The organism is Micromonospora sp. WMMA1947, assembly GCF_027497355.1.
GTDB lineage: Bacteria > Actinomycetota > Actinomycetes > Mycobacteriales > Micromonosporaceae > Micromonospora.
Map to the genome: position 1 here is coordinate 2,099,881 of NZ_CP114909.1, position 23,644 is coordinate 2,123,524.

Below are 23,644 nucleotides of genomic sequence, written 5' to 3' on the forward strand. Positions count from 1 at the left end.
CCCACCATGTCCGTACTCAGTCGCCGTCCCACAGGGGTGATGTGTGATGCAGGTACGGGAAGCGATGTCCAACGAGGTACTCGTGGTCGGGCCGGAGCACACGCTCCGGCAGGCGGCCCGGATGATGTCGGCCCGCGGTGTCGGGTCGGCGGTCGTGATCGACCCGGACTCCGAGGGGGTCGGGATCATGACCGAACGAGATGTGCTGAAGGCGATCGGCGCCGGGCTCGACCCGGATGTCGAGCGCACCGGAGCACACCTGACCTGGGACGTCGTCTACGCCGGCCCGGACTGGACGGTCGAGGAGGCAGCCGCGGCGATGGCCCGGGGCGGGTTCCGTCACCTGGTCGTGCTCGACGGCCGGGAGGTGGCGGGAGTGATCTCGGTACGGGACCTGATGCGGGTCTGGGCGGGACAGCACGCGCCGACCCGTACCTGATGTTCTCCGGCGCGACCGGCGCCGGAGAAAGGGCGATGGCCCGGCCGATATCGGCCGGGCCATCGTCGTATCTGTTCTCGGTCGTGCCCGCCCGTCAGGGGCCGACGAAGACCGAGGTGCCGCGCCAGTCCACGTCATCGACGCCCGGACCGCTGCGCACCGTGGCGGAGCCGGTCGGCACGCCGTCCGACCACGCCATCGTGGACAGGTTGCCGGTGCTCCGGGAGACGACGTAGAGCGTGTCGGCGTCCAGGAACAGGCCGCCCGCGTCGGCGAAGGCGGTGGTGCCGGTGACCGTGTTGCGCTCGGCGCCGACGGTGCCGGTGTCCGGCGCGAAGCCGCGCCAGAACAGCGTGCTCTGACCGGCCAGCGAGTAGTAGATGCGTCCGCTCTTGTAGAACATCGCGGTCACGTTCGGCAGCTCCGCGGAGAAGTTGCCGGTCATGCCGGCGTACGTGGAGCCCTCCGGCGCGGAGCCGGTGACCACCAGGTCCCACTTCGCGTCGTGGTACGGGTCCAGCTTCTTCGGGGTGCCGAACTCGCTGCCGTCGAACGAGCGCTTGTAGAGGTCGCCGCCGACGCCGTAGAACAGGTCACCGCCGACCCAGAACGCGCCCTTGATGGTCGACCAGCCGGTGTTGTCGCCGTTCGGCACCGACATCGCGTTGCCGACCGAGGTCGCGCCGTCGTACGTCCGCTTGGTGATGCTGTCGACGGTGGTGGCCGGCGGCACCGGGGGCAGCTTGACGATCTCGATGCCCTGCACCAGCGGGTTCTCCAGGACGCGACCGAAGTCGATGTCGATGTTGCCGTCACTGGTGATCGGGAACGCCCGCATGGTGCCCCGGTTGGTGGCGCCGATCGCGGCGATCGGGTCGAAGTTGCTCAGCTTGACCACACCGTCGATCGACACGTTGAACTTGCGCTTGCCGGCGGTGGCGGTGCCGGACCAGCGGTTCGCCAGGTAGAGACGCACCTGCACCGGCGTCCCGGCCGGGACCGGGAAGTCCCACTGCATGTCCGGCGCGGGCGACTCGTCCCACCGCTCCGCGTTGAACAGCTCCACCGGCGTACCCGACGGCACCGTCCCGTCGAGCGTGGCGTTGGTGGTGTAGCTGGTCACCTGGTTGCCGGCGTTGTGGTAGGTGCTCGGCGCGGCGGCGGTGTCCGCGGCCCAGGCCGGGCCGCTCGGCGCGGCGAGCTGGTCGCCGCCCGCGTTGACCCGGTAGAGCACGTCCGAGGCGTCCGGGGTGGGCGCGGTCTTGACGATCTCGATGCCGTGCAGCAGCGGGTTCTGCAGCACCCGGCCGAAGTCGATGTCGACCACGCCGTCGCTGACCACCGAGATGGACTGCATGGTCCCGCGGTCGGTTCCGCCGGCGGTGGCGACCGGGTCGAAGTCGTTCAGCTTGAGCACGCCGTCGATGCTGACGTCGAACTTGCGGGCGCCCGGCTTGCTCGTGCCGGACCAGCGGTTGGCCATGTAGATCCGGACGTCGACCCGGGTGCCGGCCGCGACCGGGATGTCCCACTGCATGTCCGGGGCGGTCGACTCGTCCCACCGCTCGGTGTTGAACAGCGTGGCCGGCGTGCTCGCCGGCACGGTCGGGTCGAACGTCGCGTTCGTGGTGTAGCTGGTGACCTGGTTGCCGGTGTTGTGGTACGGGCTCGGCTCGGTGGCGCTGTCGGCGGCCCAGTCCGGTCCGCCGTCGGTCGCCGGGATGGCCGGACCACCGGCGTTGACCCGGTAGAGCACCTCGGTCTGCGCCGCGCGGCCGGCCTGGTAGACGTTACCCGGCAGGCCCTTCGTGCTGGTCGAGTGCGGCGTGCTGCCGCCGTCCAGCGGGAAGAAGGCGATGCGCTTGCGCTGGTAGTCGAAGTTGCCGATGTACTCCTGGTCGCTGCCGAGCCAGAGGCCCTCCTGGGTCACCAGCATCTCGGTGACGCCGTAGCCGCGCGGGTGGCGGCCCGGGTTCCAGGACAGCGGCAGGCCGCTCACCGGGTCGAGCGCGGCGATGCTGGCCCGCGGCACCGCGCCCGGTCCGGCCTTGTCGCGGGCGAGCGGGTTGTTCGACCAGCGGAAGTGGCCGCCGACGTAGATGGCCTTCTCGCTGATGCCGACGGAGAGGAAGGTGTCGCCGCCGCTGAAGTTCGTCCAGGTCGGCTTCTGGTCGGGGCCGGTGGCGGCGGTCTCCCAGCGGGCCGCGGAGTCGCAGAGCGTGCCCGGGTACGACGCGCCGGTGGTGACCACCACGAAGTACTTGCTGTCCGGGGAGAACTGGACGTCGCGCACCCACGAGTCGAACGCGGTGTACTTGCAGGCCGCGGAGTAGCCGTCGGTGTTCCAGTCGGAGACGGTCGCCGAGCTCTCGCCGAGGTTGATCCGCACGATCTGGTCGTGCACGACGCCGTCGGCCTTCTTGAAGTTGCCGATCACCACGAGGTGCTTGCCGTCCGGCGAGACGGTGAACTTCTCCACGCCGACACCGGCGGAGGCGCCGTTGTTGGTCGGGGTCCAGTTGTGGTTCTCGGTCAGCGACACGGTGAGGTAGTCGTCCACCGCGCCGGTGGTCGGGTTCAGCGAGGCCAGCCCGTTGCGGGTGGTCGTCGCGGTCACCGTGGTGAAGATGCCGCCGACCAGCAGGTGGCCGTCGATGAGCGCGATGTCGTTCACGGTGCCGTTGAACGCCGGGCCCTTGAACCCGTCGACGGGGGTGCCGTCGGCGACGTTCAGCAGGGCCAGCTTGCGGAAGTTCTTGTCACCGACCTTGTTGAACTTGCCGGCGACGTAGACCGTGCCGGGGGTCGGGCCGGCGATGATGGCGGTGACGTCGTTGTCCAGCACCGGCGCGAACGCGTTGTCGATCTTGCCGGTCGCCTTGTCGAAGGCGAGCAGACCGCGGCGGTCGACCGGGGTGGGTGAGGAACCCCGGTTCTGCGCGTTGGTGAACGAGCCGCCGACGATCACCTTGCTGCCGGCGTCGTGGATGGCCAGGACGTTGCCGTCGTTGATGTTCGGCGTCTTGTCCGAGGGCACCTCGCCGACCGTCGTGCTGTGGTCGGGCGCGGGCGCCGTGGCCGGCGCGGCGAGCGCCGGCACCGGTGTGAACAAGGTGGCGATGCCGAGCACGGCAGCGCCGAATGCGGACACCGAGCGGTGTCTCAGGATCGAGGAAGCCACAGGCTACTCCGGGGGGAAACGTCGGAGGCGCTGCGATCGTGGTCGGTGCCGACATGAGGCGGGGCGTCACTCGACCGACCGCAGACGTGAGAGCAATACCTTCTCGCATTCGGCCGTCGCCCGTCCACCCGGGTTCGGCCTTTTTGACCGAGGAAACGCCCCCGGTCACACGAAAAGACGAGCGACGATCACTCGTCGGACACGGAGGGTGTTGCTGAGGAAACGCTCAGGTCGGGCATCGGCGGCTGGAAGTACGGATCGGCCGCCATCTCCCGGAAGACCTGCTCGCTCTCCGGGTCGTTGCCGAACGTGCTGTCGTAGATCGGCTTCTCCGTCTGCCGGGCCGCGAAGTAGACCGCCGCCTTGATCTGCGGGTGCTTCTTCAGGTACGGCCCGACCTCGCGCATCCATTCGGCCCGCTGGCCCGGCCGCCCCTCCTGGGTCAGGCCGTACTCGCCGATGATGACCGGCCGCGGATGCTTCTTGGCGAACGCCATGAAGTGGTCCATCCGGTTGGAGAAGCTGTTCCACTCCGGACTGGGATAGACGTCCGCGCAGAGCCAGTCGACCTGGTCGTCGCCGGGATAGTAGGCGGCGGCCCGGCGCTGCGGCTCGGCGAACCCGTCGGCGTGCGGGCACCACACCCAGCCCGCGTTGGTCACGCCCATCTCGGTGAAGATGCCGCGCACGTGCTTCCAGGCGGCGACGTAGTCCTCCGGCGAGTGCATGCTCGCGGCCAGGTTCGGCCGGTCCATCTCCCACCGGTAGCGCAGCAGCACCGGGACGCCGAACTCCTTGATGTCCTTCGCGCGTTGCCGGATCAGCGAGTCGTAGACGCCGCTGACGGTGGACCGGGTGTCGGTGCCCTGCCACGAGATCATCTGGAGTTTGCCCCGGCCCTGGTACAACTTCTCGGTGGCGCTCGGGAACGGCTCGTTCCACTCGTGGAACATGTGCGCGATGGCGAGCTTGCCGCCGGCCGCCCGGTTGAAATCGTCGAACGCGGCGACCCGCCCGCTGGCGTTGTGGAACTGCGGCTTGACCCAGGTGCCGAGCCAGGCCCCCTTCTCCGGCGGCTCCGGCCCGAGCCCTGTCGTGCGGACCGGTGCGGTCCGCGGTGTCACAGTCGGTGGGGGCGGCGCGGCCTTCGTCGTCTCGCCGGACCCCTCGGAGCCGATGTCACAGGCCGCCACGGCCGGGGCCAGGAAGGCCAGGCCCAGCACGGCAGCCATCGTCAGTCGTAACCGTCGTACCACCGCAACCTCTCCCCAGGACGGTCGCCGGCCACGGTAGGGCCCTGACGGATCCGCGGGGGCGGAGAGGCACGCCGGGCCGGGCGGGCGACCCCTGGCACTCTACCTGTGACGCGGCCCTCAGGCGGGGTAGCCGAGTTGTGCCAGCAGCGGCCCCGCCTGAGCCATCACATCGGCCAGATCCTTTTCGGTCAGTCGCTGCCGCCAGCGTCCCACCGAGCCCGGCCGGGCCTTGGCGAAGCGGGCGTGCAGCGCCTCCCGTCCGGCCGGGTCGCGGACCTCCAGGAAGTCGGCCACGGTCTCGGCCGCCTCGGCCGGGCGGGTGACGACGTCCTCGTACCGCAGGTGCCGTACCCGCTCCGCGGGCAGCTCGGCGAGCTGGGTGAGCGCGCTGCTGGTGAACCGCCGCCACATCCAGGCCGACCGGCCCAGGTCGGAGACCTGGGTGAACTCCTCACGCCGCTCCGGCTCCACCCAGAACCGGGGCGCGGCGCCCCACGGCGTACCGCCCCGGCCGCTGCGGCCACTGCCGGTGGACGCGGCGTTCAGCCAGGGCTGCTCGGCGTGCGACACCGCCACGTCCCGCCCGTCCCGGTAGACGTGCAGGAAGACCGCGTCCGGGAAGACCTCGGTCAGGAACGGCACGATGAAGCAGTTCTCCGGGTCCTTCTCGGCGAAGCGCAGCCCGCCGTGCCCGGACGCGGCGAGCAGCGCGCCGTAGTAGCCGCGGAAGTAGCGGGCCGCCCGCTGCGGCGTCCAGCTTCCCTCGTAGACACAGCGGGCGACCGCCTTGGTCAGGCGCGGTTCGAAGTGGTACGACACGTCCGGCAGCGCGCCCACGCAACTGCCGAGGAACGTGGTGCCGGAGCGCGGGGCGCCCAGGATGAAGATCGGCCGCTCCACCTTCAGGGTGAGCCGGCGGCCGCCCCCCTCCACCGGCCGTTCCAGCTCGCGGCGTTCCTTGCGGTCCGCCAGCAGGCCGACCGCGGCGAGCTTCGCGGCCTTGACGGTGGACAGGCCGGAGTGCGGGGCGTGGGGGGAGTCGCTGGTCATCGAAGGTCCCATCGGTGCGCAGGATCGGTCAGGACTGGGCGGCCGGGTCCGCCCCGGCCCGGTTGCGGCCACGGCGCAGGGCACGCAGCGCGTCGAGGTTCAGCGTGCGCCGCCAGCGCCAGACACCCGCCGCGTACGCGGCCAGCCCGGCGAGGGCCACCAGCGCGAGCATCGGCGTACCGGCGCCGAGCACTGTCGCCGCGCCGAGCGGCAGGCCCAGCGTGACCACCGCGAGCGCCATCGCGGCCCGGGTGCCGGCACCGAACGGGTGCAGCCGCATCGACCACCAGAGCTGGGTCAGCGGCACCAGATTGGTGACCAGGATGGAGACGGTCCAGGCCAGCGCGGCGCCGAGGATGCCGTACCGCGGGATGAACACCAGGTTCCCGACCACGTTGAGCACGGTGCCGGTCATCGCGTTGTAGAACGTCCACGCGGTGCGCCCGGCCATGTTGAGCACCATGTCGACCATGCCGCACCCGGTGGCCAGCAGCATGGTCAGCGCCAGCAGCACCACTACCGCGCGGCCGTCGGCGTAGTCGCCTCCGAACAGCGCCAGCATCGGCGTGGCGAAGGCCGCGAAGATCAGGTACGCGGGCCAGGAGAGGATCACCAGCCAGCCGGTGGCGACCTGGTAGAGCTGACCCGCCTCGGCCCGGTCGTCACGGGCGAACGCGGCGGCCAGCCGGTGCTGCACCGAGCTGGACAGCGCGACGCTGGAGAGCTGACCCAGCGCCAGGAACCGGGTCGCCGCCGTGTAGATCGCCGCGTCCGCCGGCCCGCGCAACGCGCTGAGCAGCACGATGTCCAGCCGTTGCACCACGATCGCGGCCAGGCTGCTGATCGCGCGAGGGCCGGTGAACCGCCAGAACGGCCCGGCCAGCTCGCGCGCCGACACCGGCCGCGTCACCTGCCGACCGGCCCGGCCGACCAGCCGGCTCAGCCAGAGCAGTGCGACCGCCGCGGCGATCAGGTACGGCACCGCCCAGGCCAGCGGCAGCCCGACGGTGGCGGACAGGCCGAGCCAGGCGGCCACCGCCACGCCCAGGAACTGCACGAGTGTGCGACCGAGCCGCTCCACTGTCAGCAGTGGGCGCATCTGGCCGAAGCCGCGGCAGGCGGCGAGCGCGTAGTCGTTCAGCGCGGCCAGCGGCACGAACGCCAGCAGGATGCGCAGCGCGGTGACCGCCTCCGGCCCGGCCTCCGGCATGGTGGCCCGGGCCAGCGCCGGTGCGGCCAGCCAGCCGGCCAGCCCGAGCAGCGTGCCGACCACGAGCACCGGCAGCAACCCGACCAGGATCGTGCCCCGGATCTGGTCGCGGCGGTCGAGGGTGCGCTGGCGGCTGACGAAGTAGACGGTGCCGACGTCGGTGCCGAGCCGGGCCGCCGACGCCGCGATCATGAACGCGCTGGTAGCGGCGAAGAACATGCCCGCCTCGCGGACCGACCAGCCCCGGGCGATGACGATGTTCAGGCCGAACCCGGCCACCGCGGCCAGCCCGACCCCGACCAGGTTGGCGAAGCCCTGCCGGGCCGCGCCGCCCAGCCCCGCGCCCGGTCCGGGGGGCGGTGCGGTGAGCGTCGGGGTGCCGCCGGCGTCGGGCCGGGTCACCGCCGCCACGACGGCACGCGTCCCCACCACGTCGCCAGCCGCTCGTCGTACGGCGCGAAGTGGTCCTCCAGCCGGGCCCGCAGCTCCGCCGACATGGGCGAACGGGAGCGCGAGTTGTGCTTGCCGAACGCGATGTCGGCCCAGCGGGGCAGCTCGAGAAAGTCGCAGACCGCGTCGAAGGAGGGGCGCGGGTCGGCGAAGAAGTCGTCGCTGTCGATGACGTGCATGCGGTCCCGGCCGACGAGCGCCTCCAGGCGCTCCAGCTGCTCGATGTAGCGGCCCCGGGCCAGGTACGCGTTGTGCTGGAGGTGCTCGCTGGCGTACGACGCGGAGCTGATCATCCGCTCCCGCTCGCCGGCCGTACGCGACTCCTCCAGCGCGAGCGCCCGCTCGAAGTCCGCCTCGGTCTCGTAGCCGCGGGCCAGCTCGTGCGAGTGCGCGGAGTAGGCCCGCTCCACCGGGTCGCGCAGGAGCACCAGCAGCTTCACCGAGGGCAGGTCACGGGCGATGCGCTGCCCGGCCAGCGGGTGGAACATGTAGTACGGGCTGGACTCGCCGGTGATCCCGCGTACCCCGATCTGGGCCTTCACCGCCTCGGCCTTGCCGGTGGTGGGGAAGTGCCCGAGATACCAGCTCATCCCCCGGTGGTAGTCCATGTCGAAGTAGTGCACGCCCTTGTGGTACGCGGGCGGCAGCACACCGGGATGCTGCGAGAGCGTCTTGAACAGCGAGGTGGTGCCGCAGCGCTGCGCCCCCACGATCAGGAATCCCGGCACCATCCGCGAACCGGCGGTCAAGCGGCCGACCGTCCGGCTCACCGACTTCACCGCGCGGAGCGCCTGCTCCTTGGCCAGCGTCACGTCCCCACTCCTCAACTCAGCCGGCCCGGCGGGCCAGGTGTTCCTCAACCGCGGGCAGCAGCCAGGTGTCGACGTGCCCCAGCCGCGCACCCGCCTCCGCCTGCCGGTCACGCAGATAGCGCGCCGCCAGCTCCACCAGGTAGAGCACGGCGACCAGATCGGCGCCCCCACCGGTCTGGTCGAACGGCGCCAGGGTGGCCCCGGCGCCGGCGATCAGCGCGCGGGCCGCCTCGACGGGTTCCACCCCGTCGTGGCTCATCGCGCCCTGCACCGCCAGGTGCAGCGCGTCGTAGCCGGCCGGCACGTCGGCCTCGAACCGTTCCCAGTCCCAGACCAGCACCCGGCCGTCGGCGAGCACCGCGCTGTTGCCGCCGTTCCAGTCCCCGTGCCAGGCGCCGAACGCCACCATCGGGTCGGCGTCCGCGACGGACTTCAGCGCCGCACGCAGCCGTCCGGCCTCCGGCCGGGGCCCGAGCGCGTCCACCGCCGCGGTGAGCCGGGCGGCGTGCCCGCTGCCCGCCCAGGACTGCCGGCGTACGCCGAGACAGCCGGCGACCGCCACCATGGCCGCGCGTTCGGCGGCCTGGGCGGCGGCCGGGGTGGCCCGGGGCAGTCGTACCGGCAGCGCCTCCTGCACCAGCAGCGCGTGGCCGTGCCAGTCGCCGTGATGGCGTACCCCGGCCAGCACCACCGGCCCGAGCGGCACCTCGGCGAGGCGGCGCAGCGCGTCCGCCTCCGCGTGCACCAGCGCGCGGGTCAGCGGGTCGACGCCGAGCTTGGCGTACCCGAGGGCCCGGCCGTCCGGGGCGAGCAGTTGCAGCACCGGCTTGCGGTTCGCCCGGGCGGGCCCGATGTGCAGGCTGACCAGGGCCGGTTCGCCGAGCACCTCGGTCAGGTACGCGTCCAGCCCGCCGCCGTCGACCACCAGCCGGTCGCGGAACACCATCGGGCCCAGCCCGAGCCGGAACGCGGTGGACAGCCCCTGCCGGACCAGCTTGGCCTTGCGGCCGACCGCCTCGGTGGAGTGCCGGACCGCGCTCGCCGCCGCCCGGCCGGAGCCGGTCGGCACCAGCAGCCGGGGGCGGGACGCGGACGGCACCACCACCCAGCCGGCGCCGCCGCGGCGCAGGCCGGGCTCGGCCGGCGCGGGCCAGATCAGCCCGGCCAGTTCACCGAGGTACGCGGCACGGCCGTCGCCGTCCGGGGGTACGCGGAACACCATCAGCGGTCACCGGTCGTTTCCAGTCGGGCCCGTAGCCCGGCGATCGTGCCCTGGGGTGGCTCCGGCGCCAGCGACCGGCGGATCCGGTCGTTGCGGGCCAGCAGGGCGACTGTGATCAGGGCGTAGGCGAGTGTCGCTTCCATCGCACCGTAGGTGAACTGGAAGAAGAGCATGAGGATGAGCACGAGCGTGCCGGCGATCCCGATGGCGCTGTGGTCGCGCCGGTAGCGCCAGATGCAGTAGAGGAAGAACGCGTTGTAGCAGATGGCGCCGACCCAGCCCTGCCCGACGAGCAGCGCCCAGACCTGGCCGTTGCTGCCCAGCTCCCGGTTGCCGCACTGCTTGCAGTCCTCGGACTTGCCGATGGCGATGGACCGGTTGCTGCCGATCAGCGCCCGGTTGCCGCCGTACCCGAGGACCGGCGACTGGTTGGCCGCGGTGACCGCGCCCTGGGACAGGGTGGTCCGGATGTCGTCGCTGTGGCCGTTCTGGAGGCGTTCGTCGAAGGTGCGGCCGAGCGGTGTGGCGACGATCAGCACCCCGATCAGCCCGACCGCCAGGGCGAGCCCGCCGAGCACCACCATCCGGCCGCGCAGCGCGAGCCGCAGCGCGACGTACGCGGCGGCGATGCCGAGACCGATCCACAGGCCCCGGTTCAGCGAGTAGACGATCGGGAAGATCGCGGCCAGCGCGATCGCCACGCCAGCGGTACGGCGCAGCGGCTTGCCCAGCACGACCCAGCCGACGATCAGCCAGACCAGCAGGATCGCGGTGTTCTGACCCCACGAGTTCGTGTAGGTGAACGGCGCGGACGGGCGGGGCGAGCTGGCCTCCCCCTCGATCACCTGCTGCACCTGCGCGAACTTGATCTCCATGAGCGAGGTGACGTACGGGTGCCCGGCGATCGACTGGGGCAGGACGAAGCGCAGCGGCGCGACGAACTTGAGGTTCGGGAACAGCGAGCCGATCCAGCCGCCGAGCACCACGACCACGCCCATGAACCCGAACAGCCGGACCATCCGCCGCTGGGACAGCTCCCGCTCCCGCAGGTTGTAGACGTAGAGCATCGTCACGGTCATGGCGACGTAGTTGGCGAGCCGGATGCCCCAGCCGATGTACTTGCCGCTGCCGCCGGGCGGCAGCGTGTTCGGCGCGGTCAGGTCGAGGGTGAGCACCGACAGGAACACCCAGAGCAGCAGGACCATCCAGATCCCGAAGCCGGGTGGCACCCGGATCGGGCCCCGCTTGCGCATCTGCGCCACCATCGGCACCGCGAAGATGACGAAGACGAAACTCGACACGCCGAGCACCCACCACAGCGGGTACAGCAGGAAGACCGAGATCAGCGGCCATGCCGTCGGCAGCCGCCACGACCAGCTCTCCGGCCGCGCCGTCACCGGCCGGAGGCGGTTCCCGTCCGGCGGTGAGACCGCCCCGACCGGGACCGTCCCGCGCGCGGTGCGGGGCGGGGTGGCGGTGCTCATTTCACGGAGACCTTGGCGGTGGTCGGCGCGTAGATGACCCACGCGTTGCCGGGCTGGGGGTGCAGGAGGTCACCGCCGGTGTCGGCGAGCGTGCAGATCATGCCCAGGCCGGGCTTGCGCCACCGGCCCTTCGCGCTGTTCGGCCCGGACACCGCCAGCACCGCGCCCTCACCGAAGACGTTCGCCGAGGGAAGTGAGCGCGGGGACGGATTGCGGACGTCCAGCGTGCGGTATTCCATCGTCAGCACGATGACGGCGGCGGCGGTCACGGTGACCTTGCCGACCTTGGCCGCCCAGAGGGACTTCGCCTGGTCGTACCGCCAGACCATCGGCGGGCCGCCGGCGACGGTGACGGTGAGTTCGGTGGCGGGGGCGAGGTCGCGGGCGGCGAGCGCGTCGCCCTCGCCGGCGTGATCGATCGGCGGGGTGGGCGGCTGGCCGCCCTTCGGGGCCGCCTTGAGCAGCGCGGCCGTCGACGTGTAGTCGCCGGAGAAGACCTTGCTGTCGTCGTCGGGCGTGACGCCGTCGAGGTCGGAGTTCTCGAACTGGGTGAGGAAGCCGGGAGGGCCGCCGTCGTAGCCGACGAACGGGCGCAGCACCGCGAGCGACCGGATGTCGACCGGCCGGATCTCGGTGACCGGGCCGATCTTGGCGGCGTCCCTGGAGTGGAACACGGCGGTCAGGTGCAGCGTGTCGGACTCGGCGAACTCGGCGTAGACCAGATCGGCGGCCTCAAGGCCGGCCGGGGTGGTCGCCGGGCTCACCCGCAGCGGCACCGCGACCGCCTGGCGGGTCGCGGCGGCCGGGGTGCCGACCGGCGCGCCGGTCAGCGGGCCGGTCGGCAGGGTCGGCGAGGCACTGGCCCCGGACGGCGAGGCGGTGACGTCGCCCGGGTCCACCACCTGGATCTTGCCCGGCTTGGGCTCGGGCTCGCTGCACCCGGTACCGACGCCGAGGACGACGGCGGGGGCGATGGCGGCGCGGAGCATCTGCCGGCGGTTCACCCCAGGTCCTCGCCGGAGTCGAGGGCGTAGCTGCGGCCGTCGCCGTCACCCCGGGAGCGGTACGTGCCGCCGGTGCCGTTGAGCGGCACCGGCTTGCCCGGCACGCCCTGGTTGCCCGGGCTGGGCGGCGGGGTGGCCTTGCCGGGTGCCGGCTTGGCCGGGCCGGGCCGGGACGACTGCATGCGCGGCAGCACCATCGTCGACTCGGCGGACGGGCCGGGGCTCGGCCGCGGCTTGGGCCGGGCGGCCGGTGCCGGCGGGGTGCTCGACGCGCCCGACGTGCCCGAACCGCCCGAGGACGCCGGCCGGGCGGCGCCGGCCGCCGGTGCGGGCAGGCGCGGGGCCAGCACGGCACCGATCACCGGCGCGTTGACCTGCTCGAACTGCTGCAGGGCGGCGGTGATCTCGCCGCTACGGGTCTTGCCCGCCTCGGCCACCATGATCACGGCGTCGACGTACCGGCCCAGGGCCTGGGCCTCCACGGCGAACGTGGGCTGGGCGGTCTCGATGATCACGTGGTCGAAGCGCGCGGACAGCTCGTGCATGATCTCCAGCAGCCCGGCGACCGGCAGTTCGACCTCCGCGTCCAGGTCGCCCGGCACCAGCACCCGGAGCTGGCCCAGGCCCGGCACCGGCGCGAGCGCCTTGAGCGGGGGGACGTCGCGGCGCAGCACCGAGGCCAGGTTGTGCCGCCCCTCGGCCACGCCGGTGATGGTGCCCACCATCGAGTCGTGCTTGGTGGTGATCAGCGCGACCTGCTGGCCGGTGCGGGCGTACGCGGCGGCGAGGTTGGCGGCGACGAACCCGGCGGCGGTGCCGGCCGAGGCGTCGCAGAGCAGCAGCTGGCGGCCGCGTCCGCCCTGTGCCGGTTCGGGCACGGCGGACAGCAGCACGTTGCGCAGCCGGCCCAGCTCGCGGGACACCCGGTGGGTGGCCGGCAGGACGGCGAGCGAGGGCGTGCGGACCGGTAGCTCCAGCAGCAGCGGCACGCCGACCCGGTCGGAGATGTCACGGCCGCGCCGGATCCGGGTGTCGAGCCGGTCCAGCACCAGCGCCAGCACGATGCCGAGCAGCAGGCCCGCGCCCATGCCGCTGGCGAGGTTGAGCGTGCGGTTCGGCGAGCTGGGCCGCTCCGGCAGCCGGGCGTCGGAGATGATCTCGCCGGGGTCGGAGCCGGCCGACACCAGCGGGCTGAGCCGGTTGTTCAGGTTGGTGATCTGGCTGGTCAGGACGCTCCGCTCGGCCTCGGCCCGCTCCCGCTCGGGCGAGTTCGACGGGGACGCGGCGATCCGCCCGGCGACCGCGCTGAGCTCCTTCTGGAGGCCGGCGATCTGCTGCTTGAGCGCGTTGGTCTCGTTCTCCAGCGTCTTCTGCGCGGTGGCCTTGCGCAGGTCCAGGTACGCCTGGGCGAACGCGTGCGAACCGGACTGGGCGCCCTCGGCGCTGTTCGCCTCGTACGCCACCTGCAGGATCTGGCTGTTCGGCGGCACCTTGACGGTCACCGACTTGACGAGCTGGTCGGCCCCGGTGTCGACCTTCATCAGCGCCTTGGCACGCTCGGCCACCACCAGGGAACGGACCACCTGGGCCTCGGTGTCGAGGTTGACCTTGGCGTTCGGGTTGTTCTCCGCGCCCGAGCCGAGCGGGCGCACGAGCAGCGACGTGGTCGAGGTGTAGCGCGCCTCCTGGACCTGGCTCAGCGCCAGCCCACCGCCCAGCCCGAGGACCGCGGCGAGCAGCAGGATCCACCAGCGGCGGCGCAGCCAGCCCAGGTAGGCCATCAGGGCAAGACCGTCGGCGTCGCTCTCGGCCAAATGGGGTGAGGGCATCAGAGTCTGTCGCTCCCTTTCGACCGAGCCGGGCAGTCCACGGCACAGCTGGACCTGACCGTGGCCTTGAGTGTCCCCGATCCGAACGACGAGGGAAAGTCTGCTCACGTTCCGGTAAGCCTGCCCGGGTGTGGGCAGCCCGCGTAGAAATGGCCGATCGGCGCTGACCATTCGGCGGGTTTCCCGGTGTCGGGCCCGACCTGCCCCCGGATAAGCCGACGTCGCCGACGGCTCTCGTGCGGAGCGGTGACGGAATCCTGACACATCTCACTTTCTTCCGGTGTCCCGGCCCGGCCTTCCGGCGGTAACGGGCTGACCTGGACGGCGACCGGTCGGTGCATGTCCCAGTGACGGGAATCGAGAGGTGAGCCGACCGGCGCGTCAGGATCCGTCCAATGGCCCCTTCAGTTGCCCAGGGGCGCGCCAGTAGGTTGTCAGGACGCGTCCGAGGGGCTTTCACAAATCCGGACGCGTCATCCGCGTACGGGAGGAAATCTGTGGTGAGCGGGTCAACCGAGGACTCGGGGCAGGTCCTGCTGGTGGGGTCCAGTGGCGGGCACCTGGCCCAGCTCCTGGCCCTGGAACCGTGGTACCGGGATCGGCGCCGCGCGTGGGTCACGTTCGACACCCCGGACGCGCGCTCGCTGCTCGCCGGTGAAGACGTGGTCTGGGCGCACCACCCCACCACACGCAACGTCAAGAACCTGGTACGCAACGCGTTCCTCGCGCTCAAGGTGATCCGCCGGCGTCAGGTCGACGCGGTGGTCACCACCGGCGCCGGGGTCGCCCTGCCGTTCGTGGTGGCGGCCCGCATGCGCAAGATCCCGACGGTCTACATCGAGGTGTACGACCGGATCGACAGCGCGACGCTCACCGCCCGGCTCTGCCGCCCCTTCCTCTCCGCGATGCTCGTGCAGTGGGACGAGCAGCGCCGGATGTACCCGGAGGCCACCGTCGTGGGGAACCTCCTCTGATGGCGCACATTCCGCAGCAGCGGGACCGGCGTTCCGCGGCACCGTACGTGCTGGTCGTCGTCGGCACCGACGTGCACCGCTTCGACCGGCTGGTCGGCTGGCTGGAGCGCTGGCACGCGGCCCGGCCCGGGGTCCGGCTGGTCCTCCAGTACGGCCACAGCCGCACCCCGGCCCTGCCCGAGGCCACCCCGTTCCTCGGCCACGAGGAGCTCCAGCGGGCGATGGCGGAGGCGACACTCGTGGTCAGCCACGGCGGCCCGGCCACCATCACCGAGGCCCGGCGCAACGGCCACCTGCCGATCGTGGTGCCCCGCGACCCGTCGCACGACGAGCACGTCGACAACCACCAGCAGCTGTTCTCCCGTCGTCTGGGCGCGGCGGGCATGGTGCGGCTGTGCGAGTCCGAGGCCGAGCTGCTCGCCGCGCTCGACGAGGGCCTCGCCGACCCGAGCCGGTTCGTCCTGGCCGCCGACCCGGGCCGTCCGGACCCGCGCGCCGAGGCGGTCGCCCGCGTCGGCGCGGTGATCGACGAGCTGGTGGCCCGCCGGGTACGGCAACGAGCCGTCGGGCGTCGCGGATGAGCGCCCCGGATCCGGCGCCGCCGCGTGTCCTCTTCGTCGGCGGCCTCGGCCGCAGCGGTTCCACGCTGCTGGAGCTGCTGCTGGCGCAGAGCGCCGACGTGTGCGCCGTCGGCGAGGTGGTGCACCTGTGGGAGCGGGCGCTCGGCGCCGACGAGCGGTGCGGCTGCGGCGAGCGGTTCACCGCCTGCCCGTTCTGGCGGCAGGTCGGCGACCAGGCGTTCGGCGGCTGGGCCGCTGTCGACCGGGACGACGTGCTGGCACTCAAGGACCGCGTCGACCGGACCCGGCACATCCCCCGGCTCGCCAAGGAATCGCTCCCGCCGGAGCAGCTGGCCGACGTGCGCCGCTACGCCGACCTGTACACCCGGATCTACCGGGCCGCGCTGTCGGTGACCGGCGCCCGGGTGGTCGTGGACTCCAGCAAGCACGCCTCGCTCGCGTTCGCGCTGCGCTGGGCCGAAGGGCTCGACCTGCGGGTGCTGCACCTGGTCCGGGACAGCCGGGCGGTGGCGTACTCGTGGGGCAAGCAGGTGCGCCGCCCCGAGGTGGTCGACGGCGAGGACTTCATGCCGACCTTCTCGCCGTTCGAGGTGAGCAAGCTGTGGACCGCGCAGAACGCCGCGTTCCACCTGCTCGCGTCCCGGGCGAAGGTGCTGCGGCTGCGCTACGAGGACTTCACCGCCGACCCGGCCGGCACCGTACGCCGGGTGCGGGACTTCGCCGGCCTGCCGGACGACCCGGCGGCGCTGCGCATCCTGGCCGGTGCCGACGACACCGGCGCGGCCCCCGAGCCGGCCGCGCCGTTCCGTGCGCACAGCGTCGCCGGCAACCCGTTGCGGTTCAGCGGCGGGCCGTTGACGGTGCGCCGGGACGAGGCGTGGCGGGACCGCCTGCCGCGCCGCAGCCGTGCCGTGGTCAGCCTGGCCACGCTTCCCCTGCGGGTCCGCTACGGCTATCTGGGCCAGCGGGGATCCGACGAGTCCGTGGAGAGAGCATGAGTGGGCCGAGCATCTCGGTCGTCGTACCGACGCGGGACCGTCCGGAGCTGCTGCGTGCGGCGCTCGACGCGATCCTCAGCCAGGCGCACCCGGGCCTGATCGAGGCGATCGTGGTCTACGACCAGTCCGAGCCGGACCGGTCGCTGGAGACCGATCGGGGTGACCGCCGGATCCGGGTGATCACGAATACCCGTACCGCCGGACTGGCCGGCGCGCGCAACACCGGCATCGAGGCCGCCACCGGCGACTGGGTGGCGTTCTGCGACGACGACGACGAGTGGCTGCCCGGCAAGCTGGCCGCCCAGTTCGGGGCGCTCGACGCGCACCCGGACGGCGCGCTGGTGAGTTGCGGCATCCGGGTCAGCTACGACGACCGTACGGTGGACCGTTCGCTGGACCGGGCCCGGATCTCGCTGGAGGCGCTGCTGCGCGACCGGCTCACCGAGCTGCACCCGTCCACGTTCCTGATCCGCCGGGCTGCGCTGCTCGACGCGATCGGCCTGGTGGACGAGCAGATCCCGGGCAGCTACGCGGAGGACTACGAGTTCCTGCTCCGCGCCGCCCGGTACGCCCCGCTGGTGAACGTGGAGAGCCCGTACGTGCTGGTCCGCTGGCACAAGCGGTCCTACTTCGCGCAGCGCTGGGAGACCATCTCGACCGCGTTGCAGTGGCTGCTGCGCCGCTACCCGGAGTTCGCCACCGTGCCGCACGGCGAGGCGCGGGTCGCCGGGCAGATCGCGTTCGCGCAGGCCGCCATGGGCAACCGGCGGGACGCGGTGCGCTGGGCCCGGCGCACGCTGGCCCGCAACCCGAAGGAGCCGCGCGCGTACCTGGCGCTGGCGGTGGCGAGCCGTGCGGTGCAGGCCGACCGGGTGCTGCGGACGCTGCACAAGCGCGGCCGGGGCATCTGAGCCGTACGCGAAACGGGCGGGCGACCGAGGTCGCCCGCCCGTTGTCGTCGCGTCGCGATCAGGCCGTGCAGAAGGACTTCCACGCCTGGATGCTCGGCTGGTCGAGCAGCCGGAAGTCGCCCTGGTCGACCGTCTGGTTGTAGTACGCCACGAACTCCGGGCGCTGGCCGTTGAGGAAGCCGGTCATCGACCGGATCCAGGCCGCCCGGCCGCTGCCGGCGTCACCCGGCACCAGGTCGCTGCCGGTCTCCGCGACGCCCCACGGCTTGCCGAGCGCCTTCGACTTGCTGATCATGGGGCCGTAGATCTCCTGCGGCGAGGCGTACCGCTTCCACTTCTTGCCCCAGTTGTAGCAGTCCCAGCCGAGCGCCTCGATCACGTCGCCACCGGGGTAGAACGCGTCGAAGCTGCGCCCGGACTTCGGATCCAGCGTCCAGCACATCAGGATCAGCGTGTTGATGAGCTTGGGGTTGCCGGTCCGGTCGGCCAGGCCGGCGATCCGCTTCCACGCCGTCCGGTACGCCGCCGTGCTGAACGCGCCGCGCTCGACGTCGTCCTCCGGCTCGTGGAAGTACGACCAGTAGACGTTGTGCTCGCGCGGGATCGAGGAGAACCAGGAGGTCAGGCGGGAGTCGAACTTGCCGGTGTTGACCTCCTGCGGCGACGCCTTGAAGGACACCACGACGGTCCGGTCCACCACGTCGGCCCGGCTGCCGGACCAGGCCGGCGGCAGGCCGGGGAAGAAGATCCGGGCCATCCGCAGCTTGCCGAAGGTCCGGTCGGACCGGGCCAGCGCCTGACCGAACGTCTCCCCGTTCTGCACACCGATCGAGGCGCCGGGCAGCGTCAGTCGCGTACCGCTGAAGGCCGGCCCGGCGTCGGCGGAGGCCGACGGACGCGCCGAGGGCTTGCCGCCGAGACCCTGGTCGGCGGTCGGGGACGCGCCCGGGGTGGCGGGCGTGCCCGGGCCCATCGAGGTGGCCGGTCCGACCGAGCCGGGCGTCCCGCCGGCCTGCCGTTCCGCCGCGTCGGGTCGCAGCGTAGCCACCGCGACCCCGCTGCCGGCCACGGCCAGGACCAGTGCCGCCGCGAGGGCGACCCGCCAGCGACGACGGGAGCCTCCGGGCGACGGCGCGGGGGCGAGCGGCGGCGCGGGCGGGCGGCCGGGCCCACCGGTGGCCGGCCCGTGTGGAACGTCCACCGGGGGCGGTCCGGTCAGCGTGGCGGTCGCCGCGGTGCCGCCGTCGTGCTGCGGCGCCCAGCCGTTCGTGGCGCCGGGCGCGGCGTCCCAGCCGGCCGGGTCGTGCCCGGGCCCGTCGTGGTGACCGGCGTCGGGCCGTTCATGCTCGGGCCAGGGCAGGTCACCGCCGGCGCGGGCCGGTGCCGGTGGTGGCGCGCTCTCGGCCTCCGGCCAGGGCAGCGACGGGCCGCCACCCTGGCGCGGAATGTCCTGACCCGGCCACAGGCCGGTCGGCTGCCCGAAGGCATTGTGCGGCTCTCGGTCGGCCGGCATGACCCTCCCTGGCTGTCGGCGGCCCGTGGTCGGGGCTCAGATCGCCACGCATACCTGCCCGACGATAACCCTCATCCACCTGGCCGTACGTACCGTGACACTCAACCGAACGCCTGACCGTGGTTGTCGGTGACGGTCGAAGCGGGCATCTCGACCCCGGTCCGGGCGATCGCGTCGAGCAACTGGTCGGCCAGTTCCGGCCGGCAGACCAGCAGATCGGGCAGGCGCGGGTCGGCGCGGTTGTAGCGCAGCGGCGAACCGTCGATCCGGGACGCGTGCATGCCCGCACCCAGCGCCACGGCGACCGGGGCGGCGCTGTCCCACTCGTACTGACCGCCCGCGTGGACGTACGCGTCGACCTCGCCGGTCACCACCGCGCAGACCTTCACACCGGCCGAGCCCATCGGCACGGCGGTGGCGCCGAGCATCTCGACCAGCTCGCCCACGAACGCGGGCGGGCGGCTGCGGCTGACCGCGATCCGGATCGGCCCGTCCGACGCCTTCGGCTGCGGGCAGGTGGTGCCGAGCACGAGCGGCGTACCGTCCACGGTGGTCCGGGCGGGCATGCCGACCGCGCCGGCGACCAGGGCGCCGTCCGGGGCGGCGGAGCGCTGCCAGAGCGCCACGTGCACCGCCCAGTCGTCCCGCCCCTCCTCGGAGAACTCGCGGGTGCCGTCCAGCGGGTCGATGATCCAGACCCGGTCCGCCTCGTGCCGGGGTGCGCGCTCGCCGTCCGCCCACGCGCGGCGCGCGTCGGCCTCCTCCTCGGAGAGCACCGCGTCGGCCGGCCGCAGCCGGGACAGCGCCGCCGTCATCAGCTCGTGCGACGCGCGGTCGCCGGCGTCCTTGAGCGCCTTCGGGTCGGCGAAGCCCTGCCGGTCCCGCAGCGCGGTGAGCGCCTTGCCGGCCTCGGTCGCCAGCCACTGCGCGAACCGCTGGTCGTCGAGCCGTCCCGCCTCGTCCTCGGTCACGAGCCTCATCCCTTGTTCTCCCGGGTCTGCCGCGACCCGTCATCCTTCGGCGTCCGGTCGGACCGGCGCCAGCGTCCGTCGGATCGTAGACAGTCGGGAACTGCTGTCGGATCCCCCGGACGCACCCGGTGACCCGCCCGGCCGCCCGCATGTTGAACTTCGCGTGTATCGCGGTCGGACCCGCCGCGCCAGGCCCTAGGCTCTGCGCATGACCGCCGAGCAGCTGATCTCGTTCGCCCGTGGCGCGCCTTCGCTGGACATCGTCGATGTCGAAGGGCTCAAGGCCGCCGCTGTCCGCGCCTTCGACGCCGACCCCGCCGGGGTCACCGCGTACGGCACCTCCGTCGGCTACCCGCCCTTGCGGAAGTGGATCGCCGAGAAGCACGGTGTCGAGGCCGACCAGGTGCTGATCACCAACGGCTCGTTGCAGGCCGACGCGTTCCTCTTCGACCACCTGGTCCGCCGGGGCGACGCGGTGGTGGTCGAGCGTCCGACGTACGACCGCACGCTGCTCAACCTCAAGCAGATGGGCGGCGAGGTGCACGGCGTGACGGTCCAGCCGGACGGCCTGGACACCGCCGAGCTGCGCAAGCTGCTGGAGTCCGGGGTACGGCCGCGGCTCGCGCACGTGATCCCCAACTACCAGAACCCGGCCGGCGTGACGCTCTCCCTGGAGAAGCGCCGTGAGCTGCTGGACCTGGCCGCCGAGTACGACTTCACGATCTTCGAGGACGACCCGTACGCGGACATCCGGTTCCGCGGCGAGCCGCTGCCGTCGATGTTGTCGATGGACACCCGGGGCGTGGTGGTGCACGCCTCCAGCTTCACCAAGACGGTGTGCCCGGGCGTACGCGTCGGCTACCTGGTCGGCCCGGCCGAGCTGATCGCGGCGATCGCGAAGCGGGCCACGAACCTCTACATCTCGCCGGGCATGGTGGCGCAGGCGATCGTGCACCAGTTCTGCGTCTCCGGCGCGATCGACGAGTCGATCCGGACGGTCCGCTCGGCGCTCGGCGAGCGGTCGGCGGTGCTGGCCGAGTCGCTGCGCCGGCACATCCCGGAGGCCCGGTTCGTGGAGCCGGACGGCGGCTACTTCCTCTGGGTCGAGCTGCCGGAGGACGTCGAGGTCGACCGGCTCGCCCCGGCCGCCGCCGAGCGTGGCGTGGCGGTGGTGAAGGGCAGTGACTTCATGGTCGACGGCGGCCGGCACGCGCTGCGCCTGGCGTACTCGGCGGTGACGGCGGACCGGATCGACGAGGGTGTGCGGCGTCTCGCCGAGGCGATGGCCGCCGTACGCGGCTGATTTTCTGTCGGGTTTCTGACAAAAGGCCCCGCTGGCCGGTTCGGCACTCCCGCCGGGCCGGCCGGCACCCCACAATGCTGCGAGTGCCGCTCACCTTTGGCAGGTGACCTGCCCGCACGCCGGACGACCGGCCGGGCCGGCGGCACGCCCAGCATCACTCCCGCCCCCAAGGGGTGCCGGGTGGGCCGTGTCGCCCCTCACCCCCCTGACGCGGCCCGGCCCGCCCGGCGCCGCCGCGTGACACCCGTCGCAACCACCGGTTCCCCGCGCCCGCGCCCGCGCTGCGCTTCCCGCCGGTCGGCGTAACCTGCAAGCCGCAGCTCTAGGGAGAGGGGGCGAGAGATGACGGACCGGGTGGCACGCGACCGAACCGCCGGCACCGACGGCAGCCGGGCACTGCGCCCCCGCGCCTGGTCGGCCCCGGTACGCGCGATGTCCCGCATCCTCAACGCCGACGGTTCCCCGCGTACGGCCCAGCCGACCGGCCCGGAGCGCAGCGGCATCGTCGACTGCGGGCTGTACGTCGACGGCGAGCGCCGGCCCGGCCGCCCCCAGTACGCCGACGCGCTCGCCGCGGCCCGGCAGGAGCGGGACGGCTTCGTCTGGCTCGGCCTGCACGAGCCGGACCTGACCGAGATGACCGAGATCGCCGCCACCTTCGGCCTGCACGAACTCGCCGTGGAGGACGCGGTGAAGGCCCAGCAGCGCCCCAAGCTGGAGCACTTCGGCGAGATCGTCTTCCTGGTGCTGCGCACCGCCCGCTACTGCGAGCACACCGAGCTGACCGAGAACTCCGAGGTGGTGGAGACCGGCCAGGTGATGCTCTTCATCGGGCCGCACTTCGTGATCAGCGTGCGGCACGGCGACGCCTGCCGGCTGGCGCCGGTCCGCGCCGACCTGGAGGCGAAGCGGGACCTGCTGCGGCACGGCCCGTGGGCCGTCGCGTACGCGATCACCGACCGCGTGGTGGACCTCTACCTGGAGGTCGCCGACCGGCTGGAGGACGACCTCGACGTGCTGGAGGCGGACGTCTTCGACCGGCAGAGCAGCGGCCGGATCCAGCGGATCTACCAGATGAAGCGGGAACTGGTCGAGTTCAAGCGGGCGGTGGTGCCGTTGCAGCGCCCGCTGATGACGCTCACCGCGCAGGTCAACCGCGCGGTGCCGCAGGAGGTACGGCGCTACTTCCGCGACGTGCAGGACCACCTCAGCCGCACGGTCGAGCAGGTGAACTCCTACGACGACCTGCTCAACTCGATCCTCCAGGCCCGGCTGGCCCAGGTCACCGTCGACCAGAACAACGACATGCGCAAGATCGCCGCCTGGGCCGCGATCGGTGCGGTGTGGACGGCGATCGCCGGCATCTACGGCATGAACTTCGACAACATGCCCGAGCTGAAGTGGACGTACGGCTATCCGGGCGTCTGGGCGCTGATGCTCGCGGCGTCCTTCACGCTCTACCGTCTGTTCCGGCGCAACGGCTGGCTGTAGCCGCCGGGCCCGCGCCACGCCGCCCCGTACACGCGGAAGCGCCGGCCACGCGGGGTGTCCCGCGTGCCGGCGCTGATCCGACGGTACGAGGTCAGCGGCGACCGCCGGCCTTCGCGGCGTTCTTGCCGGCCTGCACGGCCTTGGTGATGTCGTCGGCCGGGCGGCCGGAGACGTCCCGGGCACCCTCGGCGACGGAGGGAACCTGGTCGTTCGGGTGGATCACCGGCTGGCTGCCGGAGGTGGCGGTCGACGCGCTGCTGCCCTTGGCCACCGCCGAGGAACCGGCGCCGGTCGGGCCGGCCTGGGTCACCTTCGCGCTCGCGTCCGGGGTCTCCACCACGATCGTGTCCACGTCCTCCCGCATCGGCTCCAGCTTGTCCCGACCGCTCGCGCCGAGCGTGCCCGTCGCGCCGAGCGTGCCGGTCGGGTCGTACTCGGCCCACTCCTGCTGCTCGCGGCGGCGGCGCATGGCCATCGCACCGGCCAGGCCGGCGACGGTGCCGGCCACCAGCAGGCCCGCGGTCATGCCCCGCGACCTGCGCTGCTTCTTCTTTCCGGGCTTCATGTTCTTCGCCTTCTTGGTCATCGCGGCCTGCTTCTTGGCCATCACCTTGCGGCCGTCCGACGCCTTGCCGGCGGCCTCGACCCGGGCGTTGCGCACGGCCAGCAGCACCGGCGCGAGCGCCGCGGCGGTCGACGCGAACCCGCTGGACGCGCGGTCCCGGACCAGGACCGCGGTCGGCGCGACGGCACCCCGGGCTGCCTGGACCCGCGGGCCGACAGTGGCGCCGGCACCCTTCGCCGCGTGCGTGGCGGCTTGCCTCAGGTGACCGATGCCCTGGTTCAGCTCGACCTTCGCGAGCTGGCCCTGGGTCTTTCGCCGCCCGATTCCAAACACGGTCCCACCTCCTGGGAGTTGTTCCTTCGTCATCCTCCACCTTCGAATGCCTCCGCATGGCCAGATC

At 72.6% G+C, this 23,644-nt stretch carries 19 protein-coding genes; 7 read left to right on the top strand and 12 right to left on the bottom strand.

The window, feature by feature from the left end:
* The first annotated feature begins 46 nt into the window (after positions 1 to 46).
* Entirely contained in the window at positions 47 to 439 is a 393-nt protein-coding gene (locus O7604_RS10160) for a CBS domain-containing protein (RefSeq protein WP_269703478.1), read from the top strand.
* A gap of 94 nt (positions 440 to 533) precedes the next feature.
* On the opposite strand, the gene O7604_RS10165 is transcribed toward O7604_RS10160, so the two are convergent.
* The 9 genes from O7604_RS10165 to O7604_RS10205 all read right to left on the bottom strand — a co-directional run bounded on the left by O7604_RS10165 (position 534) and on the right by O7604_RS10205 (position 13,937).
* Positions 534 to 3,590, bottom strand: a complete 3,057-nt coding sequence (locus tag O7604_RS10165; RefSeq protein ID WP_269703481.1) for a malectin domain-containing carbohydrate-binding protein — start codon at positions 3,588 to 3,590, stop codon at positions 534 to 536.
* A gap of 218 nt (positions 3,591 to 3,808) precedes the next feature.
* Positions 3,809 to 4,852 carry a glycosyl hydrolase gene (locus O7604_RS10170; protein ID WP_269703482.1) on the bottom strand — a complete coding sequence of 348 codons (1,044 nt, stop codon included), beginning with the start codon at positions 4,850 to 4,852 and terminating at the stop codon, positions 3,809 to 3,811.
* Between the two features lie 141 nt (positions 4,853 to 4,993).
* Positions 4,994 to 5,926, bottom strand: a complete 933-nt coding sequence (locus tag O7604_RS10175; RefSeq protein WP_269703485.1) for a sulfotransferase — start codon at positions 5,924 to 5,926, stop codon at positions 4,994 to 4,996.
* Positions 5,927 to 5,954: 28 nt separating this feature from the next.
* Complete coding sequence (locus tag O7604_RS10180) at positions 5,955 to 7,568, bottom strand: polysaccharide biosynthesis C-terminal domain-containing protein (RefSeq protein ID WP_269703486.1); 1,614 nt, start codon at positions 7,566 to 7,568, stop codon at positions 5,955 to 5,957.
* Positions 7,535 to 8,398 carry a sulfotransferase domain-containing protein gene (locus O7604_RS10185; RefSeq protein ID WP_269703488.1) on the bottom strand — a complete coding sequence of 288 codons (864 nt, stop codon included), beginning with the start codon at positions 8,396 to 8,398 and terminating at the stop codon, positions 7,535 to 7,537. Before O7604_RS10185 ends, O7604_RS10180 begins: the two co-directional genes overlap by 34 nt.
* A 16-nt stretch (positions 8,399 to 8,414) precedes the next feature.
* The gene (locus tag O7604_RS10190; RefSeq protein ID WP_269703490.1) at positions 8,415 to 9,620 is read right to left on the bottom strand and encodes a hypothetical protein; all 1,206 of its coding nucleotides are present in this window, start codon (positions 9,618 to 9,620) and stop codon (positions 8,415 to 8,417) included.
* Entirely contained in the window at positions 9,620 to 11,104 is a 1,485-nt protein-coding gene (locus O7604_RS10195; protein ID WP_269703492.1) for an O-antigen ligase family protein, read from the bottom strand. The genes O7604_RS10190 and O7604_RS10195 overlap by 1 nt, the downstream gene beginning before the upstream one ends.
* Positions 11,101 to 12,108 carry a DUF3048 domain-containing protein gene (locus tag O7604_RS10200; protein ID WP_269703493.1) on the bottom strand — a complete coding sequence of 336 codons (1,008 nt, stop codon included), beginning with the start codon at positions 12,106 to 12,108 and terminating at the stop codon, positions 11,101 to 11,103. Before O7604_RS10200 ends, O7604_RS10195 begins: the two co-directional genes overlap by 4 nt.
* Positions 12,105 to 13,937: a Wzz/FepE/Etk N-terminal domain-containing protein gene (locus tag O7604_RS10205; protein WP_269703494.1), complete on the bottom strand. Its 1,833-nt coding sequence runs from the start codon at positions 13,935 to 13,937 to the stop codon at positions 12,105 to 12,107. Before O7604_RS10205 ends, O7604_RS10200 begins: the two co-directional genes overlap by 4 nt.
* Positions 13,938 to 14,434: 497 nt before the next feature.
* Between O7604_RS10205 and O7604_RS10210 the strand changes: the two genes are divergently transcribed.
* The 4 genes from O7604_RS10210 to O7604_RS10225 are packed head-to-tail and all read left to right on the top strand — an operon-like array spanning position 14,435 to position 17,401.
* Positions 14,435 to 14,911, top strand: coding sequence for a polysaccharide biosynthesis protein (locus O7604_RS10210; protein WP_013289269.1), 477 nt, complete (start codon positions 14,435 to 14,437; stop codon positions 14,909 to 14,911).
* On the top strand, positions 14,911 to 15,492 hold the full coding sequence (locus O7604_RS10215) for a glycosyltransferase (RefSeq protein ID WP_269703495.1): 582 nt from the start codon (positions 14,911 to 14,913) through the stop codon (positions 15,490 to 15,492). The genes O7604_RS10210 and O7604_RS10215 overlap by 1 nt, the downstream gene beginning before the upstream one ends.
* Positions 15,489 to 16,490 (top strand): sulfotransferase, encoded by a 1,002-nt coding sequence (locus O7604_RS10220; protein ID WP_269703496.1) that lies wholly within the window; start codon positions 15,489 to 15,491, stop codon positions 16,488 to 16,490. Before O7604_RS10215 ends, O7604_RS10220 begins: the two co-directional genes overlap by 4 nt.
* Positions 16,487 to 17,401 (top strand): glycosyltransferase family 2 protein, encoded by a 915-nt coding sequence (locus O7604_RS10225; protein ID WP_013289266.1) that lies wholly within the window; start codon positions 16,487 to 16,489, stop codon positions 17,399 to 17,401. The genes O7604_RS10220 and O7604_RS10225 overlap by 4 nt, the downstream gene beginning before the upstream one ends.
* 58 nt (positions 17,402 to 17,459) lie before the next feature.
* Here the strand turns inward: O7604_RS10225 and O7604_RS10230 are convergent, their stop codons facing one another.
* Both O7604_RS10230 and O7604_RS10235 read right to left on the bottom strand, forming a co-directional pair.
* Positions 17,460 to 18,914 (bottom strand): hypothetical protein, encoded by a 1,455-nt coding sequence (locus tag O7604_RS10230; RefSeq protein WP_281579494.1) that lies wholly within the window; start codon positions 18,912 to 18,914, stop codon positions 17,460 to 17,462.
* A 101-nt stretch (positions 18,915 to 19,015) separates the two neighbouring features.
* Positions 19,016 to 19,894 (bottom strand): 3'(2'),5'-bisphosphate nucleotidase CysQ, encoded by an 879-nt coding sequence (locus O7604_RS10235; RefSeq protein ID WP_269703500.1) that lies wholly within the window; start codon positions 19,892 to 19,894, stop codon positions 19,016 to 19,018.
* A 199-nt stretch (positions 19,895 to 20,093) separates the two neighbouring features.
* Between O7604_RS10235 and O7604_RS10240 the strand changes: the two genes are divergently transcribed.
* Together O7604_RS10240 and corA are read left to right on the top strand one after the other, a co-directional pair.
* The gene (locus tag O7604_RS10240; RefSeq protein ID WP_269703502.1) at positions 20,094 to 21,188 is read left to right on the top strand and encodes a PLP-dependent aminotransferase family protein; all 1,095 of its coding nucleotides are present in this window, start codon (positions 20,094 to 20,096) and stop codon (positions 21,186 to 21,188) included.
* 342 nt (positions 21,189 to 21,530) lie between these two features.
* Positions 21,531 to 22,679: a magnesium/cobalt transporter CorA gene (corA, locus tag O7604_RS10245; RefSeq protein WP_269703503.1), complete on the top strand. Its 1,149-nt coding sequence runs from the start codon at positions 21,531 to 21,533 to the stop codon at positions 22,677 to 22,679.
* Between the two features lie 91 nt (positions 22,680 to 22,770).
* Here corA and O7604_RS10250 read toward each other — a convergent pair whose 3' ends face one another.
* Entirely contained in the window at positions 22,771 to 23,610 is an 840-nt protein-coding gene (locus tag O7604_RS10250) for a hypothetical protein (protein ID WP_269703504.1), read from the bottom strand.
* Positions 23,611 to 23,644 lie beyond the last annotated feature (34 nt).

What these genes read in the sequence shown, in the direction of transcription:
- O7604_RS10160 (WP_269703478.1), top strand. Translation starts at nt 47, where the DNA reads ATGCAGGTACGGGAAGCGATGTCCAACGAGGTACTCGTGGTCGGGCCG.
- O7604_RS10170 (WP_269703482.1), bottom strand. Translation starts at nt 4,852, where the DNA reads ATGGCTGCCGTGCTGGGCCTGGCCTTCCTGGCCCCGGCCGTGGCGGCC.
- O7604_RS10175 (WP_269703485.1), bottom strand. Translation starts at nt 5,926, where the DNA reads ATGACCAGCGACTCCCCCCACGCCCCGCACTCCGGCCTGTCCACCGTC.
- O7604_RS10190 (WP_269703490.1), bottom strand. Translation starts at nt 9,620, where the DNA reads ATGGTGTTCCGCGTACCCCCGGACGGCGACGGCCGTGCCGCGTACCTC.
- O7604_RS10195 (WP_269703492.1), bottom strand. Translation starts at nt 11,104, where the DNA reads ATGAGCACCGCCACCCCGCCCCGCACCGCGCGCGGGACGGTCCCGGTC.
- O7604_RS10205 (WP_269703494.1), bottom strand. Translation starts at nt 13,937, where the DNA reads ATGCCCTCACCCCATTTGGCCGAGAGCGACGCCGACGGTCTTGCCCTG.
- O7604_RS10215 (WP_269703495.1), top strand. Translation starts at nt 14,911, where the DNA reads ATGGCGCACATTCCGCAGCAGCGGGACCGGCGTTCCGCGGCACCGTAC.
- O7604_RS10220 (WP_269703496.1), top strand. Translation starts at nt 15,489, where the DNA reads ATGAGCGCCCCGGATCCGGCGCCGCCGCGTGTCCTCTTCGTCGGCGGC.
- O7604_RS10225 (WP_013289266.1), top strand. Translation starts at nt 16,487, where the DNA reads ATGAGTGGGCCGAGCATCTCGGTCGTCGTACCGACGCGGGACCGTCCG.
- O7604_RS10230 (WP_281579494.1), bottom strand. Translation starts at nt 18,914, where the DNA reads ATGCCGGCCGACCGAGAGCCGCACAATGCCTTCGGGCAGCCGACCGGC.
- O7604_RS10235 (WP_269703500.1), bottom strand. Translation starts at nt 19,894, where the DNA reads ATGAGGCTCGTGACCGAGGACGAGGCGGGACGGCTCGACGACCAGCGG.
- O7604_RS10240 (WP_269703502.1), top strand. Translation starts at nt 20,094, where the DNA reads ATGACCGCCGAGCAGCTGATCTCGTTCGCCCGTGGCGCGCCTTCGCTG.
- corA (WP_269703503.1), top strand. Translation starts at nt 21,531, where the DNA reads ATGACGGACCGGGTGGCACGCGACCGAACCGCCGGCACCGACGGCAGC.
- O7604_RS10250 (WP_269703504.1), bottom strand. Translation starts at nt 23,610, where the DNA reads ATGACGAAGGAACAACTCCCAGGAGGTGGGACCGTGTTTGGAATCGGG.